Here is an 18,712-nt window from a genome sequence, read left to right on the forward strand (position 1 = left end):
CAGGGGGGCGCGGCGTGTCCAGAAGGATTGCCCGAAACCGACATATCACGTCGGTTTCGGACCGGAAACGTCACGTCTCAGGCAAAAAGCTCGTGCGCCAGTTCCAGCGCGTCGATCAGCGTGTCGACCTCGGCCTCGGTGTTGTAGAGCGCAAACGAGGCGCGGCAGGTGGCCGAGACGCCAAGGTGATCCATCAGCGGACCGGCGCAGTGATGGCCGGCGCGCACCGCGACGCCCTTCTTGTCGAGAATGGTCGAGATGTCATGCGCGTGCGCCGCACCGTCGAGCGTGAACGAGAAGATGGCCGCCTTCCCGGGCGCGTGACCCTGCACCTGCAGCCAGTTGAGACCGGCGAGCCGCTCCATCGCATAAGCCGCGATGCGCGCCTCGTGGGCCGCGACGTTCTCCATCCCGAGGTCCATCATGTACTCGAGCGCGACGCCAAGGCCGATCTGCTGCACGATGCCGGGCGTGCCGGCCTCAAACTTCATCGGCGGGTCGGCATAGGTCACGACGTCCTTGTGGACTTCCCGGATCATGTCGCCGCCCCCCATGAACGGCTGCATCTCGGCCATCCGCTCCTTGCGGATCCAGATCGCGCCCGAGCCCGAGGGACCGTAGAGCTTATGGCCGGTGATGGCGTAGAAGTCGCAGCCGAGCTCTTCGACATTCACCGGCATGTGCACGGCGCCCTGCGAGCCGTCGACCAGCACCGCTACACCCCGCTCGCGGGCCGCGGAACAGATCGTCTTCACGTCGACCACGGTGCCCAGCACGTTCGACAGCTGGGTGATCGCAACGAGCTTGGTCTTCGGGCCGATGGCGTCGATCACCTTCTGCGGATCGAGCGCGCCGGTCTCGTCGACATCGACCCACTTGATCACCACGCCCTGCCGCTCGCGCAGGAAGTGCCACGGCACGATATTGGCGTGGTGCTCCATCACCGACAGCACGATCTCGTCGCCGGGCTCAAAGCGCGGCATGGCCCAGCCATAGGCCACGAGGTTGATGCCCTCGGTGGTGCCGGAGGTGAACACCACCTCCTCCTCGTCCTTGGCGCCGAGGAAGCGGGCGATGATGCCGCGCGTGCCCTCGTATTTCTCGGTGGCGAGGTTCGACAGGTAGTGCAGGCCGCGATGGACGTTGGCGTATTCCTCGGCATAGCCGCGGGTCACCGCGTCGATCACCACCTGCGGCTTCTGCGCCGAGGCGCCGTTGTCGAGATAGACCAGCGGCTTGCCGTTCACCTCCCGGGAGAGGATCGGGAAGTCTTTGCGGATTTCGGTCACGTCATACATCAGATCGCCATCGCGTTGGGGCTTATGCCCATCAGGGATACGAGCAGGCTCATCGCCATGACAAGGACAAGCCCGCCGATCACGAGCACGGCGAGCGCCCGCAGCAGGTTTCCGAAGCCATGAGCCACGTCGAGAAAATTCAGGAAAATGTAGATGCCGGCGAGGAAGCCAAGCACCGCGAGGATCGAGGCCAGCGCCGGGGTCAGAAGCGCCGCGACGGCGACGATGACCTGCCAGAGAATGCGCACCGCCTGCAGCCAGGCCAGCAGAACGGCCAGATCCTCGGCCCGGGCGGTCCCGCCCAGCATCCGACCGACGCCGGTCAGCACCATGACCGACACCACCAGCATCGCCGCGAGCAGCGCGCCGAAGAGCACCGGGCTCATCACGAAGGGCAGCGCGCCGGCGCCCATCGAGACCTGCAGGATGCCCATGACCAGCGCGTTGAGTGCCACGACCAGCGCCATTGCGGTCAGGATGGCCTCGTGGCTGAGCCTTGCTGCGATGAGCAGCTGCGCCACCTCGCGCGGGGCGGTGACGGTCTGCCACGCCAGTCGGACAAACGCGACCGGGCTCATGCGGGCGCCGCCTTCTGCGCCGCGGCGAGGCCCGAGAGCCAGAACCACAGGAACACCGCGAACCAGACCAGCCCCACCAGCGTGAGCTCGAGCCCCGGCCCCATCAGCCCGGCCACGAGCCCGTTCAGAAGCACCAGTGGCGTCGCCGCCAGAAGCGCCCAGAACAGCGCCAGCCGCGCACCATAGGCGCTGCCCTTGCCGCCGAACAGCTTGGCGACGAGGTGGCTCAGGAAGGCGACGAGGTAGAACAGCAGCGGCGCCAGCACGAGCCACGCAAGAAGCGCTCCACCCAAAAGCGGATTCAGCTCCGTTTCTTCCAAATGCGCCTGCCGCGACAGGGCCGGCATCTGCGCGATGAAGAACAACGCGCAGGCCGCCATGACGAGCATCAGCGCACGGTCTTCGCGCGGCCCCTGCGAGAGGAGCCGCGCGACAACCTTGCCCGGCCCCCGGTAGGTGGCCAGGATTTCGCGCGAGAGCGACATCAGCCGCGGCGCCGCAGCAGCCAGGCTTCGACGCGCTCGACGATCTCTTCCTGCAGGCCCTCGTCCTCGACCTCCTGCACCGCTTCCGCGATGAAGGCGATGGTCAGCAGATCCTCGGCGATGCCGCGCGGCAGGCCGCGGGCGCGCAGGTAGAACAGGCCGTCCTCGTCGATCGCACCGGAGGTGGAGCCGTGCGAGCAGGCCACGTCGTCGGCGTAGATCTCGAGCTCGGGCTTGGCGAGGAACTGGCTGTCATCGTCGAGCAGGAGCGACTGCGAGATCTGGTAGCCGTCGGTCTTCTGGGCGTCCGGCTTGACGAGGATCTTGCCCTGGAACACGCCGGTGGCGCCGTTGCGCAGCACCTTCTTGAACACCTGGCGGCTTTCACAGTTCACCGCGTCATGGGTGATAAACACCGTGTCGTCGTGATGGAAATCGCCATCGCCCATGCAGGCGCCCGCGACATGAGCCACGGCATCGTCGCCGTTGAGCTCGAGCACGCACTCGTTGCGGGTCATCACGCCGTTCACCGTGAGGGTGAAGGTTTTGAAGGTGCTCTCGGTGCCCAGACGGCCGAAGATGTACGTCGCCGCGCGGCGCTCGTCATCCCGGCCCTGCGTGCGCACGTGGTGGAAGCCCGACCGGTCCGCCACGTCCACTTCCATCACCTTGTTGAACCGTGCCGCCGCCGGGCCGTTCTCGAGGATGGTGACGTCGCCGCCCTGCTCGACCTTGACCACGTGGTGCAGGATCGCATCGGAGCTGTCCGACTTGTGGTGATAGATCAGGTTGATCGGCTTCGACACCTTGCCAGTGACGCGCATCAGGATGCCGTCGGTGGCGAAGGCGGTGTTGAGCGCCGCCAGCGGGCGCTCCACCGGGGTCTGGCCGTTGGCTTCCAGCGTGCCGTAGAGATCCTTGGCCCAGTGGATGTCGGTCGCATCCGCAAGACGGGCGATCTCGACCCCCTCGAGCGCCAGCTCGTCCGAGGCCTCGGCATCGAACACGCCGTCCACGAAGACGATCTTCAGACGGTCGCGCTCACCGAAGATCGGCGCCTCATCGGCCTCGAACACGGAGGCCTTGGGCGCCTCGGCGCTGACCAGCGTCTCGGGACGGGTGTATTTCCAGTACTCGTCACGCGCGTGGGGCAGACCCATCGCGCGCAGACGGGCCAGCGCGTCCTTGCGCGCCGGGGCCGACCAGCCGCCCTCGGGCAGCTCGAGCGCGGCGATGCGCGCCTCGGTCGCGTCCAGTTTCGGTTGCGGAAGAGCCATTTACGCCTCCTCTTCGATCAGGTGGGCATAGCCTTCGTTCTCGACCTCGAGGGCCAGTTCGGGGCCGCCGGTCTTGATGATGCGGCCATCGTGCATGATGTGCACCACGTCCGGCTTGATGTGGTCGAGAAGGCGCTGGTAGTGGGTGATCACGAGGAAGCCACGGCCTTCGTCACGCAGCGCGTTGACGCCATCGGCCACCAGTTTCATTGCGTCCACGTCGAGGCCGGAGTCGGTCTCGTCGAGGATGCAGAGCTTGGGCTCGAGCATCGCCATCTGCAGGATCTCGTTGCGCTTCTTCTCACCGCCGGAGAAGCCCACATTGACCGGGCGCTTCAGCATCTCGGCGTCGATCTTGAGGCTCTTGGCCTTCTCGCGCACGACCTTGAGGAACTCGGTCGAGCTCATCTCTTCCTCGCCGCGCGCCTTGCGCTGGCTGTTCACCGCGGTGCGCAGGAAGGTCATGTTGCCGACGCCGGGGATCTCCACCGGGTACTGGAAGGCCAGGAACAGGCCTGCCGCGGCGCGCTCTTCGGCGTCCATGTCGAGCAGGTCCTCGCCGAGCAGCTCGGCAGACCCGTCAGTGACCTCGTAGCCGTCCTTGCCCGAGAGCACGTAGGACAGGGTCGATTTGCCCGAGCCGTTCGGGCCCATGATCGCGTGCACCTTGCCGGCCTCGACGGTGAGGTCGACGCCCTTGAGGATCTGCTTGTCCTCTTCTTCAAGTTTCACTTGCAGGTTTTTGATTTCCAGCATGTTTTTCTCCTGTCGGCCGCGGGCCGATCTTCCTCTTTCCGGCCTCAGGGCCGCATCGTCAATTGCATGATCCGCAGCAGGCGCTTCGCCGGGACCGGCTGCGGGGTGATCTCGAACCGGGCCATGCGGCCGGTCATTTCGGGGTGGCCGAGGAACTCCTCGACCTTGTGGTATTGCTTGCGCTGCGCGTAATCGTCGAAGAGCAGCGTCAGCGGTTTCTCGGCAAGGAAGGCCGCCGCCAGCGCGCAGCCCTCGCGAAAGCGCCCGTCCACCAGCACCACGTCGGGCTGACGGAACTCGGGCAACTCCCAGACCTCGAGCGGATAGCGTGACCAGCGCCGCCACTCGCCGTCGTCGACCGGATGGCCCCACTCTTTGGTGGCACCGATATCGGACCAGATCACGTCGACCTGGGTGCCCTCGGCTGGCGGGTTCTGATCGAACCAGCCGCGCATCATCTGCGCCCAGTCCCGGTCACTCTCGACCGCGAAGACGGTGCGCCCCGGCAGTTCTGAGGCCACCACGGTCGAGCCGCCGGTGCCGTATTCGAGGACCACCCCGGCCCGGCCATAGGTCTCGCGCAGCAGCGCGGACTCGGCCTCGGGCATCGTGAGCTCCGGGCGCGTTATGGGCGCGGCTCCGGTCACCCGATCAGCACCGCCGCGCCAGAGGCCGAGACCATGAGCATCGAGTTGCCGACCACCACGCCCCTTAAGGCGGTGATGCGATGGCCCTCGATGCTGTTGGTCGTGGTCACGATCATCGTTTCTCTCCAACCCCTTACGGGACGAACCTCAGACGGCGGTAAAGTACTTCATCGTCATCATGACAAGCATGGCGAGCCCCGCCGCCGCACTTGCGGTGAGCAGGACCGAGCCGCCAAGCAGCCCCTCTGTCTTGCCCTTGCGCTTGCGGATGCCAAGCCCGATCAGCACGCCGAGGAAGACGCCAATGCCGGTGCCGAGCGACTGGATGGCAAGTTGTTGGATCATGTCCGGTCTCTCCCGAGGGGGCGGGCTTGCCGCCCACCCGTGCCGTGCGTCAGCCCACCGAGCCTTCGAGCGAGATGGCGACCAGCGCCTGCGCTTCCATGGCAAACTCCATCGGCAGCGCCTGCAGCACTTCCTTGCAGAAGCCGTTCACCACGAGAGCCACGGCCTCTTCCTCGTCCATGCCGCGCTGGCGGCAGTAGAACAGCTGATCGTCATCGACCTTCGAGGTCGTCGCCTCGTGCTCGCAGCGCGAGGAGTTGTTCTTCACCTCGATATACGGAACCGTGTGGGCGCCGCACTTGTCGCCGATGAGCAGGCTGTCGCACTGGGTGTAGTTGCGCGAGTTCTTGGCCTTGGGGTGCATCGAGACGAGACCGCGATAGGTGTTCTGCGCCACGCCGGCCGAGATGCCCTTCGAGACAATCCGGCTCTTGGTGTCCTTGCCGAGGTGGATCATCTTGGTGCCGGTGTCGGCCTGCTGGTGGTTGTTGGCGATGGCGATCGAGTAGAACTCGCCCTGGCTCTCGTTGCCACGCAGGATGCAGGACGGGTATTTCCACGTCACCGCCGAGCCGGTCTCGACCTGGGTCCACATGATCTTCGCCCGGTCGCCGCGGCAATCCGCGCGCTTGGTGACGAAGTTGTAGATGCCGCCCTTGCCCTCTTCGTCGCCGGGGAACCAGTTCTGCACCGTGGAATACTTCACCTCGGCGTCTTCCTCGACGATGATCTCGACCACGGCGGCGTGCAGCTGCGCGGTGTCGCGCTTGGGCGCGGTGCAGCCTTCAAGGTAGCTCACGTAAGAGCCCTTGTCGGCGATGATCAGCGTGCGCTCGAACTGGCCGGTGTTCTCCGCATTGATGCGGAAATAGGTCGAAAGCTCCATCGGGCAGCGCACGCCCGGCGGCACGTAGACGAAGGAGCCATCCGAGAATACGGCGCTGTTGAGCGTGGCATAGAAGTTGTCCGACACCGGAACGACCGAGCCGAGATACTTCTTCACCAGCTCCGGGTGCTTTTCGATCGCCTCGGAGATCGAGCAGAAGATCACGCCGGCCTTCTCAAGCTCCTTCTGGAAGGTGGTGCCCACCGAGACGCTGTCGAAGACGGCATCGACGGCCACCTTGCGCTCGGGCGCGTTGGCATCCGCGGGGGCATCCTCGGCGCCCTCCACCCCGGCCAGAACCATCTGCTCCTTGAGCGGGATGCCGAGCTTCTCATAGGTCGCCAGAAGCTTCGGATCGACCTCGTCCAGCGACTTGGGCTTGGTCTCCATGCTCTTGGGGCGGGCGTAGTAATACTGCTTCTGGAAGTCGATTTCCGGATACTCGACCATCGCCCAGTCGGGCTCTTTCTTGGTCAGCCAGCGCCGATAGGCCTCGAGGCGCCATTCGGTCATCCACTCCGGCTCGCCGTTCTTGCTCGAGATCAGCCGCACGATGTCCTCGTCGAGGCCCATCGGGGCGTATTCCATCTCGATCTCGGTTTCCCAGCCGTACTTGTAGGTCGAGACGGCTTCGACCGCGTCCACGGTCTCCTTCTCGACACCTTCCTTGACCGTCACGTTGTCAAAGGCTGCCATGCGTTCTCTCCTGTCATCGCGCGACATGCGCGCGTCTCGTGCTTCCACCGGCGCTGCGGGCGCCGCCTGTTCTCGTCTCGCGCCCGAGGGCGCGGTTAAATCCCTACGCCCCGCGGCGCGGTCTAATCCCTGCGCGTCTCAGCGCGGCCTCCTCCGGCACTTGCGGCACATATAGGGACCCTCGCCCCCTCCTGCAGCCCGGAGCGCCACTTTCGCGGCGCTCAGCCGGTCCGCCGCCGGTATTGTTTCAGCCAGGCCTCGGCAAAGCCCAGCACCTCTTCCTCGGTCGACTGCGGCCCGAGGCTGACGCGGATGGCGCAGCGCGCCGCCTCCTCGTCATGACCCATGGCCTGCAGCACGTGGCTCGGACGCAGCTTGCCGCTGGAACAGGCCGAACCGGCACTGACCGCGTAGCCCGCAAGGTCCATCTGCATCACCTGCGTCTCCCCCTTCCAGCCCGGCATCGCGAAGCAGGATGTATTGGGCAGACGCGGAGCGTCATTTCCGACAAAAATAGTCTCTTCCGCGCTATCTGCAATCACATTCTCTAGAATGTTTCTAAGTTTCTCGACCCGCGCCCAGACGCCCTGCTCGAGATCCCGCGCTGCGGCCTCGGCAGCGGCCCCGAAGCCCGCCACGCCGAGCAGGTTCTCGGTGCCCGCGCGCCGGCCCATCTCCTGCCCACCGCCCCTGAGCTGCGCCTCCAGATCGGTGCCACGCCGTAGCACCAGCGCGCCGATGCCCTTCGGTCCGCCCAGCTTGTGGGCCGAAACCAGCGCGGCGGTACAGCCGGCCCAGTTGAAGGCAAAGGGGATCTTGCCGAAGACCTGCGTGGCGTCCACCACCGCGAGCCCCTGCGGCAGCTCCTGCACCACTCCGGTCTCGGAATTCGCCGCCTGCAGCGCGGTGCGCCCGGGCGCGTCCACCTGCACCTGCCCGCGCCCATCGACCGTCAGCACCGGATCGATCCACGCCGCCACCGCGTCATGCTCCACCGGCGCGCCCACGAGGCCCCGCCCGGCGCAGGCCAGCGCCGCGGCCTCGGTGGCGCCGGAGACAAAGATCACCTCCGCCCCGTCGGCCCCGAAGGCCGCCGCCACCTGCCCGCGGGCCCGCTCGAGGAGCCCCTTGGCCGCGCGGCCCTCCGCATGGACAGACGAAGGGTTGCCCATCACGTCCATGGCGGCGATCATCGCCGCGCGAGCCTCCGCCCGCAGCGGCGCAGTGGCGTTCCAATCGAGATAGGCGCGCGTCACGTCAAGCTCCTTGCCGGGCCGCTTGTCCGGCCCATTGTCTTCTCTGGGTCAAAAATACCTCGGGGGAGTCCGCGCTCGCGCGGACGGGGGCAGCGCCCCCTCACCTCCCCGGACGCGACAGGATCAGGCCTCGTCGACCACCGCAAACAGCGAGGGCACCGCCGGGCATGGCGCCAGCGAGTTGCCGACCACGTCCGACAGCCGGGTCTGGTGCAGAAAGACGTAGACATGCGCCGAGAGGCTTTGCCACAGCCGGTTGTTCAGCGATTGCGCGCGGCTGCCCGAGGTCGCGCCCGACGCTCCCGCCCCCTTGTGCATGGCGTCCACCGTCTCGTCCACGGCGCCGAGGATATCGACCACGCGGATTTCCGAGGCCGGGCGCGCCAGGCGGTAGCCGCCACCCGGGCCGCGCACCGACTCGACCAGCCCCGCCCGGCGCAGCTTGACGAAGAGCTGCTCGAGATAGGGCAGCGACACGTCCTGCCGCTTTGAGATATCGCCCAGCGTCACCAGAACGCCGTCCGGCTGCATCGCGATGTCGGTCAGCGCGACCATCGCGTAGCGCCCCTTGGTACTCAGCTTCACGCCACCGCCTCCCTATCGTCTGTCTCGCGCATCCTGCGCCAACCCCGCATCACACTGGCAAAGATTGACCTTGCCAGACCAATTGCATATCTGCAAACGAAGACAACCCGGAGCGCACTCCGGAGTTAGAACCGTTCTAAGGTGCCTGAGCAGTTTCGTCAAGAAAGCCGGGTGCGTGTTGAGGAGCAGATTGCACCTATGCCCGAGGTGATTTTTCCCGGACCCGAAGGCCGTCTTGAAGGCCGCTACCACCCGCAGAAGGAAAGCGACGCGCCGATTGCCATCGTGCTGCATCCGCATCCGCAATTCGGCGGGACGATGAACAACAAGGTCGTCTACAACCTGCACTACGCCTTCTACAATATGGGCTTCACGGTGCTGCGCTTCAACTTCCGCGGCGTCGGCCGCAGCCAGGGCGAGTACGACCAGGGCGTGGGCGAGCTGTCGGATGCCGCCTCGGCGCTCGACTACCTGCAGTCGATGAACAACAACTCCAAGCACTGCTGGGTTGCAGGCTTCTCCTTCGGCGCCTGGATCGGCATGCAGCTGCTGATGCGCCGCCCCGAGATCACCGGCTTCGTCTCGGTCTCGCCGCCGGCCAACATGTACGATTTCTCGTTCCTCGCGCCCTGCCCGGCCTCGGGCCTGATCATCAACGGCACCGCCGATCGCGTGGCACCGCCCGCTGACACCACGTCGCTGGTGAGCAAGCTCAAGGAGCAGAAGGGCATCACCATCACCCACGAGGAGATCGAGGGCTCCGGGCACTTCTTTGAAGAGCCGCACATGGAGACCATGATCGACGGTGTGACTGGCTACGTGAAGCGCCGCCTGACCGAAAGCACCCGCTGAGGAGGCTCTGCCGATGTCCCTGACCCAGGAGCTTGCCGACAAGCTGGCCGAAGACACCTTCAAGGTGATGAAGGCCACTGGAGACGAGCGCTTCTACATGGAAGTGGCCAAGGTCATCGGCGCCTCCTCGACGACGCTCGAGGAGGCCTTCCTCACCTCTGTGCGCGTACGCCTCGCCGAGCAGCGCGCTCGGCGCTTCATCACCGACCGGCTCTCCGAGATCGCCCGCGACAAGGGCGCCTGAACGGGCCCGCCGGTCGATCCCACCATGACCGACGGAGACCGGCCTGATGACTCCATCCCAGAGCGAATCCGCCCGCCTCGACGCCCAGATGGCCTTCCTGATGGAGGCCGACCGGCTCAAGGCGATCACCCGCGCCACCCGCAACCATGACGGCCGGTTCGAGAACTCGGCCGAGCACAGCTGGCACCTCGCACTCTTCGCCTTGGTGCTGGGCGAACACGCGCCCGAAGGCATCTCGGTCGAGCGGGTGATCCGCATGCTTCTGATCCACGACCTGGTCGAGATCGACGCCGGCGACGTGCCATTCTTCGGCGAGGTCGATGAAGCGGCGAAAACCGCCGAGGAAACCGCAGCGGCGGAACGGCTCTTCGGGATGCTGCCGCAAGCGCAGGGCGCGGATCTTCTGGCACTCTGGCACGAGTTCGAGGCCAACGAGACGCCGGACGCCCGCTTCGCCAAGTCGCTCGACCGTTTCCAGCCGCCCAACCTCAACCTCGCGTCCGGTGGCGGCAGCTGGGACGATTACAACGTCACCCATGACGTGTTCGAGGCCCGCATGGGACCGAAGATCCGCCACGGCGCCCCGGCGCTCTGGGACTGGCTGGCGCCGCGCGTCAAAGCCTTCTTTTCCAGACGCTGACACAGCACGAAAAAGGCCAAGACTTTTCGTCCGAAAAGTCTTGGCCGGTGGTGTCCTGCGATGCGCGAAGATTTTTCGTACGAAAAATCTTCAGCCGCGTCATCAGTAGTGGATCGCCCGTCCCCAGGCGTCGAGCACGCTCTCGTGCATCATCTCCGATAGGGTCGGGTGCGGGAAGACCGTGTTCATCAGGTCTTCTTCGGTGGTCTCGAGCTGGCGGCCCACCACGTAACCCTGGATCAGCTCGGTGACTTCCGCGCCGACCATGTGAGCGCCCAGCAGCGCGCCGGTCTTCTCGTCGAACACGGTCTTGACCATGCCCTCGGGCTCGCCGAGCGCGATCGCCTTGCCGTTGCCGATGAACGGGAAGCGGCCCACCTTGATCTTGTAGCCGGCCTCCTTGGCCTGCGCCTCGGTGAGGCCCACGCTTGCCACCTGCGGGTGGCAATAGGTGCAGCCCGCGATGCTGTCGGGATCGACCGCGTGCGGATGACCTCCGGCGATCAACTCCGCCACCATGACACCCTCGTGGCTTGCCTTATGCGCCAGCCACGGCGCGCCGGCCACGTCGCCGATGGCATAGACGCCCTCGATGCCGGTGCGGCAGTGCTTGTCGGTCACCACGTGGGTGCGCTCGACCTTCACGCCCAGCTCTTCGAGCCCCAGCCCCTCGACGTTGCCGACGATGCCCACGGCGGAGATCACCGTGTCGAACTCCTCGGTCGTGGTCTTGCCGTTCTGCTCGATATGCGCGGTGACCTTGCCCTGGCCACGGTCGAGCTTCTTGACCATGGTCTTCTCGCGGATCTTGAGGCCCTGCTTCTCGAACTGCTTCTTGGCGAATTTCGAGATTTCCTCGTCCTCCACCGGCAGGATTCGGTCCATCACCTCGACCACCGTCGTGTCGGCGCCGAGCGTGTGGTAGAAGCTGGCGAACTCGATGCCGATGGCGCCCGAGCCGATCACCAGCAGCTTCTTCGGCATGCGCTTGGGCTGCAGCGCCGCCTTGTAGGTCCAGACCAGATCGCCATCCGCCTCGAGGCCGGGCAGCTCGCGCGCTCGCGCGCCGGTGGCCACGACGATGTTCTTGGCGGTAAGTTCCTCGGTGCCCTTCTCGGTCTTGACCGAGACCTTGCCCTTGGCGGTAATCGTGGCGTCGCCCATGATCGAGGTCACCTTGTTCTTCTTCAGAAGATGGGTGACGCCCGAGTTGAGCTGCTTGGCCACGCCGCGCGAGCGCTTGACCACCGCGTCGAGATCGAAGCCGATCTTCTCGGCCGAAAGGCCGTATTCCTTGGCGCGGTGCATGTAGTGGAAGATCTCGGAAGACCGCAGCAGCGCCTTCGTCGGGATGCAGCCCCAGTTGAGGCAGATGCCCCCCATATGCTCGCGCTCCACGCAGGCCACCTTGAGCCCGAGCTGGGCGCCGCGGATCGCGGCGACATAGCCGCCCGGTCCCGCGCCAATCACGATCATGTCGAAGCTTTGCGAAGCCATGGCTCTCTCCGTCCGTGTCAAATTAGTTTGGCATTAAACCATTTCCCGGAATGCTTCAACGCAAAGCAATCTCGGGCGGCGGGTTTCCTCTCCCTCGCCCCGACTTTGCCCCGGAAAGGGCAAAGCGAAAGGGCCCGTGCGATCACCTTCGCACGGGCCCTGCCGAAATGAAAAGCCTTGATTGTCGGCCGCTAACGGCGCAGTGGATCAGGCCGCCTCCGCCTGCAGCTTACGGATGGTCGTACCGTAGCCGCCCGCCTCGACATAGGCCTTCTCTGCCGCGGTCGAGGCGCGCTCGAGCGCCGCATTGCGGGTCGGGAAGCGGCCGAAATCGCGGATCACCTCGCGATGGGCACGGGCGTGAAGCAGGTTCGAGGCCCCGGTCTCGGGCATGCGCTCCTTCATCAGGCGGATGCAGCGGTCCTGATCGCACAGGTTCTCGGAATGCATCAGCGGCAGGTAGAAGAACTGCCGCGCCGGCTCGTCGATCTTGAGATCCCAGCCGCGCCAGATCGCCTGCTTCGCCGCCGCCATCGCGATCTCGTCGGAGGCGAAGGCGCGTCCGTCGCCCCGGAACATGTTGCGCGGGAACTGGTCGAGCAGCACGATATAGGCCAGTGCCCCGCTCGGGTAGGTCAGCCACAGGCCGAACCGGCCCTCCATCGCCGCCTCCCAGGTCTCTTCGAACTGGTCGCGCACGCGGGCGTCAAGTGCCTCGTCCTGCGCATACCAGCGCTCTTCTCCGACCTCGTCGAGCCAGAATGTCAGTATCTCCTCGGGCCCCTTCATGGCCACATGCTCCTTCTCGCCTCGCCCCTGTTCGAGCGTCATGTAGAGGTTACATTCCACTTCGAACGGAGCAAAAGTAAAATATTCTGTCAATTACGACATTCCGGCAGTGCGAGGACCCTCAGGAGGCCTCGCGCAGAGCCTCGGCTTCGGCTTCAGCCTCGGCCTCGGCGGTCTCGATCGCCAGTTCCTGCGCCACCGCGACGGCCACCGGAGACGAGCTTGGCGACACTGCGGTGTAGGCGCTGGTGTCGTCCACCGAGGGTGCCGCACGCACGGTCATGCGGAAGAAGGCATAGGCGGTGAGGCTCAACAGCAGCACCGCGATCAGGGCAAAGTAAGCCCCGGGCCCAAAGACCTGCATGGCGTAACCGGTGATGATCGGGCCGGCGATGGCGCCCACCCCGTTGACGAAGAGAAGGCCGGCCGAGGCCGCCGCCATGTCGTCATGGTCGAGATAGTCGTTGGTGTAGGCAATCAGCAGCGAATAGAGCGGGTTGGACGCCCCGCCGATCACGAATGCCGCGCCCAGAAGCACCATGAACTGGCCGGTCATTGCGGTCGCGAACACCGCGGCGACACCGCCCAGCAACGCCACGATGGCGACCAGACGGCGGCGGTCCATCCGGTCCGAGAGCCAGCCCAGCGGATATTGCGTGACCAGCGCCCCGACATAGAACGAGGCCACGAACATCGAGATCTGGCTCAGCCGCAGCCCGGCCTCGGCGGCGAACACCGCCGCCATGCCGAACTGCGCGGCAAACACGCCGCCCAGCAGGAAGATGCCGACAAAGCCCAGCGGAGACACGCCGTAGAGCTCACGAAGGCTCATCCGCTTGGTGGTCGCGAAGGCAGGGGTCGGGCTGACCGAGAGCAGAATCGGCGCAAACGCGATGGAAACCAGCACCGAGGGAATGACGAAGAGCAGGAAGCCCGAGGGGTCCGGCACCAGCAGCATCGCCTGCGCCGCGATGATGCCCAGCATCTGCACCATCATGTAGGCCGAGAGCGCCTGCCCGCGGCTTTCATTCGAGGTCGAGTTGTTGAGCCAGCTTTCGGCGGTGACGTAGACGCCGCAATAGCAGAACCCGATGATCATGCGCTCGATGGTCCAAGCCGCGGGATGCGGGAAGGACGGGTAGAGGATCAGCACCGCCGAGATGAACGAGCCCAGCGCGGCGAAGACCCGCACGTGCCCGACGCGGCGGATCATCCCCGGCGTCACCATCGACGCGATCAGGAAGCCGGCGAAATAGGCCGACATGACCACCGACATCGAGAAGGCCGAGAAGCCCTCGCCGCTGCCGCGCACACCAAGAAGCGAGCCCTGCAGGCCGTTGCCCAGCATCAGCAGCAACATCCCCAGAAGCAGGGCCCAGGAATGTTTGAACACGTCGAGCATGGCGGCTCTCCTTGGTGCGTCGTCTTGCGTCTTGCCCACGCAGTGCGGCGGCGATTCCGTTTCGCCAGAGCCGTGGCATCAGGCACTGCCAAACGCAAGCACAGAGCGCCTAAGGAATCAGCAAAGATGAATCGCCGTAGGAGAAGAAACGATAGCGCTCCGAGATGGCATGTTCGTAAATGCCCATCATCCGCTCGCGCCCCATCAGCGCCGAGACCAGCATCATCAGCGTCGATTTGGGGAGGTGGAAGTTGGTCATCAGCGCATCGGTGACGCGGAACGCGAAGCCCGGATAGATGAAGATATCGGTCACACCCTGCCACGCCGCGATGGCGCCGCTGTCGCGCGCCGCCGTCTCCAGCAGCCGCAGCGCCGTGGTGCCCACCGGGATCACCCGCCCGCCCGCCGCCTTGGTGGCGGCGATCTCGGCGGCGGCGCTCTCGCTCACCTCGCCCCACTCTCCGTGCATCTTGTGGGTGGTCACGTCGTCGACCTTGACCGGCAGGAAGGTGCCCGCCCCCACATGCAGCGTCACCTTGGTGAAAGCGACGCCATGCGCCTCGAGCGCGGCCAGCAGGCCTGCGTCGAAATGCAGGCTGGCGGTGGGCGCGGCCACCGCGCCCGTGCGCTCGGCCCAGACGGTCTGGTAGTCGGTCTTGTCCTGCGCGTCGGCGGCGCGCTTGGCGGCGATGTAGGGCGGCAGCGGCATGGCGCCCGCCTCGGCCAGTGCCGCGTCGAAATCCTCGCCCTCGAGATTGAAGCGCAAGAGCCCCTGCCCGTCCTCGCGCGCCTCGAGCGTGGCCGACAGCGCCTCGGAGAACACCACCGTCTCGCCTTCGCGCAGCTTCTTCAGCGGCTTGACCAGCGCCGCCCAAAGCCCGCCCGGGCGCGGCTCGAGCAGCGTGATCTCGATCTGCGCCTGCGTCACGCCCTGCGCGCTCTCGCGCGTGCGCGCCCCCGAAAGCCGCGCCGGGATCACCTTGGTGTCGTTCAGCACCAGCCGGTCGCCGGGCCGCAGCCATTGCGTCAGGTCGCGCACCACCGCGTCGGTGATCGTGTCACCCTCGGCCACCAGCAGCCGCGCCGACGAGCGTGGGTTGGCGGGGCGGGTCGCGATCAGCTCATCGGGCAGATCGAAATCGAAATCGCTCAGGTGCATGGGGCCTCTCGGGTCGGGGGTGGTCTTACTGGCTGACGCTGGGGGGCGGGCGGCGGAAGATGTCACGGAAGATGCCCGGGGTGAAGGCCGAAAGCGGGTTCACCGAGACCTGCGGATCGCTGGCCGCGCCGCGCAGGTTGAAGTTGAAGCCGATCAGGCCCTCGCCCTTGCGGGCAAAGAGCTGGCCGATGCCGTTGAGGATATAGATCGGCGACAGCACGCCCTGCATGTCCATCCGCTTGTCGGCGAGGCTGTAGAACCCGTCCATCGAGATCCCCATCGAGGGGCCGATGGCGCTCGACCGGGTCAGCACCACCTGCCGCGGGCTCAGGCGGAAGCGCGCCTCGACCTCGGTGAAATAGATCCCCGATCCGTTCAGCTCGTCGAGCAGCCCCACCACCGAGATCGCGTCAAGCAGCCCGGTGATGGCGGGCGCGTCCTGCAGCCGGGTCTCGCGGATCACGAGATTGCCGTCATAGGTGCCGTCCTGCCCGCGCACTGGCACCAGCGTGAGATCGAAGGTGCCGTCCTTGACGTTGTTGAACACCCCGGCGCCGGCCAGCACGTCGCCGGCATCGCGGGCGCGGATGCGGATGGCGCTGCCGCCGTTCTGCGGCACCAACGCCCCGTTGATCTCGGCCCGGCCGAGATCGGCGGTGAAATCCCCGGTCAGCCCGCCGGCATCGCGGAATCGTCCCTCGAAGCCGGTGACCGCGATGCTGTCCGAGACCTGAAGCCGGTCGAGGCTGATCTGCATCGGCCCCGTCGCCGCGCCCCCGCTTCCGCCACCCTGCCCGAACGGCGCGCTGCGCATGTCGACCCGACCGCCGTTCAGGGTGATCGCCGGCGGCGCCCCGCGCCCCTGCGCCGTCAGCACCACGGAACTGTCGAGCCAGCCCCCGACCCGCAGCCGCGGCAATTCCAGCCGTCCGAAGCTGCCATCGGGGTTGAGCCGCACCCGCCCCTCCGCCTCGAGCCCCGCGCCCGACAGCGCCAGCCGCTCGATCTGCACCGGTTGCCCAAGCGCCCCGGTCACCTCGAGCGCGCCGGTCTGCTGCTGCGAGAGTCGCCAGCCGAGCTGCGGCAGCGACAGGCCCACCCCGGCCAGCGACGAGTTCAGCGCAAAGCGCGGCGTCTCGCCCGGCGCGAGATCGATGCTCAGCGCCGCGCGTCCCTGCCCCGAGATCGTCCCCGGCGCCAGCGTCAGCCCCAGCGCCTGCGCCACCGGCTCGGACAGCACGATCCCGCCCTCGACCGAGCTGCCGGCACCGGGCTCGAGCGATTGCGACCAGCCGCCCTCGAAGGGCACGCCGTCGAAATCCACCGCGCCCGAGATCGTCACCCGGTCATCATCGACCGCCAGCGCCAGCCGCTCGGCAGCCAGCGTCTTGCCCGCCACCACCTGGTCGCTCGAGACGTCGCTCAGCGTGCCGGTGATGTCGATCGTCATGTCCTCGCGCTTCACGCCCTTCATCAAGGGCATCAAGATGGTGCCGCCGATCTCGACATCGCCATCTCCCAACGCCACCGGCCTGCGGGCCTTCTGCATGATCTCGAGCTTGGGGCTGTCGATGTACGAGAGCGCCGCCACCAGAGGACCACGCGCCGAAAGCGTCAACTCGCCGGTGGCGGGCTTCTCGCGCATGTCGCGGATCACGAAGCGGCTTCCCGCCCCTTCAATCTCTCCGCCCTCGGGCGGGATCACCTTGCCGGCCTCGACGGTGACTGCGAGCCGGTGGTCGTAGATCGTGAGCTGCCCCTCGGCCCCGGTGAGCCGCGGCAGGTTGCGCGCGTAGGTCAGCTCGCCCCCGGTGATGCGCGCGTCGATATAGGTTTCCGGCTTCTCTCCCGGCGCCTTGCGCACCGAGAAGATGCCATCCTCGATGCCGCCGGCATGGACGTTGTCGGCCACCCATTTGCGCGGCTTGTCCTGGATCCGTTCCGGCCAGTAGGACAGCAGCGTCTCGTGATCCATCTGCGCGATCTGTCCGTCGAGCGCCAGCCGCCAGCCCTCGCTCTCGGCGCTCAGCTCGCCGGAAAGCCGCAGTGGCAGGGCCGGGTCGCTGCTGCGGAAGCGACCAAGCTCGAAGCGGAACGGCGCAAAGCCCAGCCGCCAGTCAAGCTCGGCCCCGTCGAGCGTGAAGGGCGTGTCGAAGATGCCCTCCGCATCGGCCTCGAAGCGGCTTACCCGGAACTGGCCGGTCATGCCGTCGGGCCAGCCGGTCTCGGCGCCGTGCAGCACCGCACGCCCGTCCGAGATCACCGTGCCGACGGCGCTCTGGACGGTGATCTCGTCGAAGCTCAGCGCCTGACTGGCCGGATCATAGGAGAAATAGGTGCGCGCCAGCCCGAACGGGATCGGCTGGGTGCGGGGGTTGGGCTGCAGAACGCCTGCGCCGATCTGCAGCGTCGCGTTCAGCGCGCCAAGCTCGCCGGTCTCGGTCATGGTGCCGCGCAGCGCCCCCGAGATCGGTGCCCTGAGGCCGCTTAGCCAGACCAGCGCCGGGCTCTGGGTCGCGATGTCCTGCGCCGGCAGCGCGCTGAGGTTCATGCCGAACTGCGCCGATTGCTCACCGATCACGCTCTCCGCGTTGAGCGCCAGCGTCGCCGCGACATCGCCGGCCCCAAGCAACGCCACATCCCCCGCGAGCCGCAGCGTGCCGTCCTCGCGTGTCAGGCTCAGCCGGCCGCCATCCGCGGTCCAGCCGCGCCCCGCGCGGGCGTCCTCGTAGCGAATGGTCAGCGCCTCGGCCTCGATGCGGCGCAGGCTGTCGAACCGCGGATCCGACAGCGCCGCGTCGATCTGCGCGATAATCGTCGGGATGTCCGGGGCCTTGGTGTCGGAGGAGAACGCATCGCCAAGCGCCAGCCCGACCCTGCCCTCCCGGTCGCGGCGCAGGCTCATGCTGGCCCCGGCAAGGCTCACCCGGCCGAGCTGCAGCTCGCCACGCAGCAGCGGCAGCGGATCGAGCCCGGCGCGCAGATCCGCCAGCGTTGCCACCGGCACGCCGTCGCTGGTCTGCAGGTCCACATCCGAAAGCACCACCCGGGCCAGACCGTCCCGCTCGACCAGAACCGACACGTCGCCGAAATCGATGGTCAGGCCCGGTAGCGCCTCGTCGAGTCGCGCTTCGATGCTCTCTCGCAGCCAGTCCGGGGCCGAAAGGGGCCGGCCCACCAGCACCAGCGCCGCGCCCCCCGCGATCAGCGCCAGCACCATGACGACCAGGAGCCCCCCGGCCAGCAGGCGCAGGCCGCGACGCCGCTTGCGCGCCGGCGGCGCGGCAGGTTCCGGCGTCTCGTGGTCCTCTGTGGTCACT

18 protein-coding genes are annotated in these 18,712 nt (G+C 66.7%); 3 read left to right on the forward strand and 15 right to left on the reverse strand.

What is annotated here, in order from left to right; translation table 11 throughout:
• Positions 1-77 precede the first annotated feature (77 nt).
• From R2601_RS18710 to iscR, 10 genes are all read right to left on the reverse strand, one after another.
• Complete coding sequence (locus tag R2601_RS18710; protein ID WP_007801188.1) at positions 78-1,298, reverse strand: cysteine desulfurase; 1,221 nt, start codon at positions 1,296-1,298, stop codon at positions 78-80.
• On the reverse strand, positions 1,298-1,876 hold the full coding sequence (locus R2601_RS18715; RefSeq protein WP_007801190.1) for a YIP1 family protein: 579 nt from the start codon (positions 1,874-1,876) through the stop codon (positions 1,298-1,300). The genes R2601_RS18710 and R2601_RS18715 overlap by 1 nt, the downstream gene beginning before the upstream one ends.
• Positions 1,873-2,361: a YIP1 family protein gene (locus R2601_RS18720; RefSeq protein WP_007801192.1), complete on the reverse strand. Its 489-nt coding sequence runs from the start codon at positions 2,359-2,361 to the stop codon at positions 1,873-1,875. Before R2601_RS18720 ends, R2601_RS18715 begins: the two co-directional genes overlap by 4 nt.
• Positions 2,361-3,638, reverse strand: a complete 1,278-nt coding sequence (locus R2601_RS18725; protein WP_007801194.1) for a SufB/SufD family protein — start codon at positions 3,636-3,638, stop codon at positions 2,361-2,363. The genes R2601_RS18720 and R2601_RS18725 overlap by 1 nt, the downstream gene beginning before the upstream one ends.
• Positions 3,639-4,394, reverse strand: a complete 756-nt coding sequence (gene sufC / locus R2601_RS18730; RefSeq protein ID WP_007801196.1) for a Fe-S cluster assembly ATPase SufC — start codon at positions 4,392-4,394, stop codon at positions 3,639-3,641.
• Positions 4,395-4,438: 44 nt separating this feature from the next.
• The gene (locus tag R2601_RS18735) at positions 4,439-5,002 is read right to left on the reverse strand and encodes a hypothetical protein (RefSeq protein ID WP_007801198.1); all 564 of its coding nucleotides are present in this window, start codon (positions 5,000-5,002) and stop codon (positions 4,439-4,441) included.
• Between the two features lie 186 nt (positions 5,003-5,188).
• Positions 5,189-5,386: a hypothetical protein gene (locus R2601_RS18740; RefSeq protein ID WP_007801202.1), complete on the reverse strand. Its 198-nt coding sequence runs from the start codon at positions 5,384-5,386 to the stop codon at positions 5,189-5,191.
• Between the two features lie 49 nt (positions 5,387-5,435).
• Positions 5,436-6,968, reverse strand: a complete 1,533-nt coding sequence (sufB, locus tag R2601_RS18745; protein ID WP_007801204.1) for a Fe-S cluster assembly protein SufB — start codon at positions 6,966-6,968, stop codon at positions 5,436-5,438.
• A gap of 221 nt (positions 6,969-7,189) precedes the next feature.
• Positions 7,190-8,224 carry a cysteine desulfurase family protein gene (locus tag R2601_RS18750; RefSeq protein ID WP_007801206.1) on the reverse strand — a complete coding sequence of 345 codons (1,035 nt, stop codon included), beginning with the start codon at positions 8,222-8,224 and terminating at the stop codon, positions 7,190-7,192.
• Between the two features lie 123 nt (positions 8,225-8,347).
• Entirely contained in the window at positions 8,348-8,809 is a 462-nt protein-coding gene (iscR, locus tag R2601_RS18755; protein ID WP_007801208.1) for a Fe-S cluster assembly transcriptional regulator IscR, read from the reverse strand.
• 198 nt (positions 8,810-9,007) lie between these two features.
• Here iscR and R2601_RS18760 point away from each other — a divergent pair, with 198 nt between their 5' ends.
• Genes R2601_RS18760 through R2601_RS18770 form a run of 3 tightly spaced genes read left to right on the forward strand, consistent with a single transcriptional unit; the run spans position 9,008 to position 10,545 of the window.
• Positions 9,008-9,661, forward strand: a complete 654-nt coding sequence (locus R2601_RS18760; protein ID WP_007801210.1) for an alpha/beta hydrolase — start codon at positions 9,008-9,010, stop codon at positions 9,659-9,661.
• A 13-nt stretch (positions 9,662-9,674) separates the two neighbouring features.
• Positions 9,675-9,905 carry a hypothetical protein gene (locus tag R2601_RS18765; protein ID WP_007801212.1) on the forward strand — a complete coding sequence of 77 codons (231 nt, stop codon included), beginning with the start codon at positions 9,675-9,677 and terminating at the stop codon, positions 9,903-9,905.
• 46 nt (positions 9,906-9,951) lie between these two features.
• Entirely contained in the window at positions 9,952-10,545 is a 594-nt protein-coding gene (locus R2601_RS18770; RefSeq protein ID WP_007801214.1) for an HD domain-containing protein, read from the forward strand.
• Between the two features lie 102 nt (positions 10,546-10,647).
• On the opposite strand, the gene lpdA is transcribed toward R2601_RS18770, so the two are convergent.
• The 5 genes from lpdA to R2601_RS18795 all read right to left on the reverse strand — a co-directional run bounded on the left by lpdA (position 10,648) and on the right by R2601_RS18795 (position 18,711).
• Positions 10,648-12,042, reverse strand: a complete 1,395-nt coding sequence (gene lpdA, locus R2601_RS18775; protein ID WP_007801215.1) for a dihydrolipoyl dehydrogenase — start codon at positions 12,040-12,042, stop codon at positions 10,648-10,650.
• 207 nt (positions 12,043-12,249) lie between these two features.
• A complete protein-coding gene (locus R2601_RS18780; RefSeq protein WP_040544922.1) occupies positions 12,250-12,831 on the reverse strand; it encodes a DUF924 family protein in 582 nt (193 codons plus the stop codon).
• A gap of 121 nt (positions 12,832-12,952) precedes the next feature.
• Positions 12,953-14,233, reverse strand: coding sequence for an MFS transporter (locus R2601_RS18785; protein WP_007801217.1), 1,281 nt, complete (start codon positions 14,231-14,233; stop codon positions 12,953-12,955).
• A gap of 109 nt (positions 14,234-14,342) precedes the next feature.
• Positions 14,343-15,392: a tRNA preQ1(34) S-adenosylmethionine ribosyltransferase-isomerase QueA gene (gene queA / locus R2601_RS18790; protein ID WP_007801218.1), complete on the reverse strand. Its 1,050-nt coding sequence runs from the start codon at positions 15,390-15,392 to the stop codon at positions 14,343-14,345.
• 25 nt (positions 15,393-15,417) lie between these two features.
• Positions 15,418-18,711, reverse strand: coding sequence for a YhdP family protein (locus R2601_RS18795; protein WP_007801220.1), 3,294 nt, complete (start codon positions 18,709-18,711; stop codon positions 15,418-15,420).
• Position 18,712 lies beyond the last annotated feature (1 nt).

Source organism: Salipiger bermudensis HTCC2601 (genome assembly GCF_000153725.1).
Taxonomy (GTDB): domain Bacteria; phylum Pseudomonadota; class Alphaproteobacteria; order Rhodobacterales; family Rhodobacteraceae; genus Salipiger; species Salipiger bermudensis.

Bases quoted from the DNA above. Each gene is read 5' to 3' on its own strand.
- R2601_RS18715 (WP_007801190.1), bottom strand. From the start codon at position 1,876: ATGAGCCCGGTCGCGTTTGTCCGACTGGCGTGGCAGACCGTCACCGCC.
- R2601_RS18785 (WP_007801217.1), bottom strand. From the start codon at position 14,233: ATGCTCGACGTGTTCAAACATTCCTGGGCCCTGCTTCTGGGGATGTTG.
- R2601_RS18710 (WP_007801188.1), bottom strand. From the start codon at position 1,298: ATGTATGACGTGACCGAAATCCGCAAAGACTTCCCGATCCTCTCCCGG.
- queA (WP_007801218.1), bottom strand. From the start codon at position 15,392: ATGCACCTGAGCGATTTCGATTTCGATCTGCCCGATGAGCTGATCGCG.
- R2601_RS18740 (WP_007801202.1), bottom strand. From the start codon at position 5,386: ATGATCCAACAACTTGCCATCCAGTCGCTCGGCACCGGCATTGGCGTC.
- R2601_RS18780 (WP_040544922.1), bottom strand. From the start codon at position 12,831: ATGAAGGGGCCCGAGGAGATACTGACATTCTGGCTCGACGAGGTCGGA.
- sufC (WP_007801196.1), bottom strand. From the start codon at position 4,394: ATGCTGGAAATCAAAAACCTGCAAGTGAAACTTGAAGAAGAGGACAAG.
- R2601_RS18770 (WP_007801214.1), top strand. From the start codon at position 9,952: ATGACTCCATCCCAGAGCGAATCCGCCCGCCTCGACGCCCAGATGGCC.
- R2601_RS18725 (WP_007801194.1), bottom strand. From the start codon at position 3,638: ATGGCTCTTCCGCAACCGAAACTGGACGCGACCGAGGCGCGCATCGCC.
- lpdA (WP_007801215.1), bottom strand. From the start codon at position 12,042: ATGGCTTCGCAAAGCTTCGACATGATCGTGATTGGCGCGGGACCGGGC.
- R2601_RS18735 (WP_007801198.1), bottom strand. From the start codon at position 5,002: ATGCCCGAGGCCGAGTCCGCGCTGCTGCGCGAGACCTATGGCCGGGCC.
- R2601_RS18720 (WP_007801192.1), bottom strand. From the start codon at position 2,361: ATGTCGCTCTCGCGCGAAATCCTGGCCACCTACCGGGGGCCGGGCAAG.
- sufB (WP_007801204.1), bottom strand. From the start codon at position 6,968: ATGGCAGCCTTTGACAACGTGACGGTCAAGGAAGGTGTCGAGAAGGAG.
- R2601_RS18765 (WP_007801212.1), top strand. From the start codon at position 9,675: ATGTCCCTGACCCAGGAGCTTGCCGACAAGCTGGCCGAAGACACCTTC.
- R2601_RS18760 (WP_007801210.1), top strand. From the start codon at position 9,008: ATGCCCGAGGTGATTTTTCCCGGACCCGAAGGCCGTCTTGAAGGCCGC.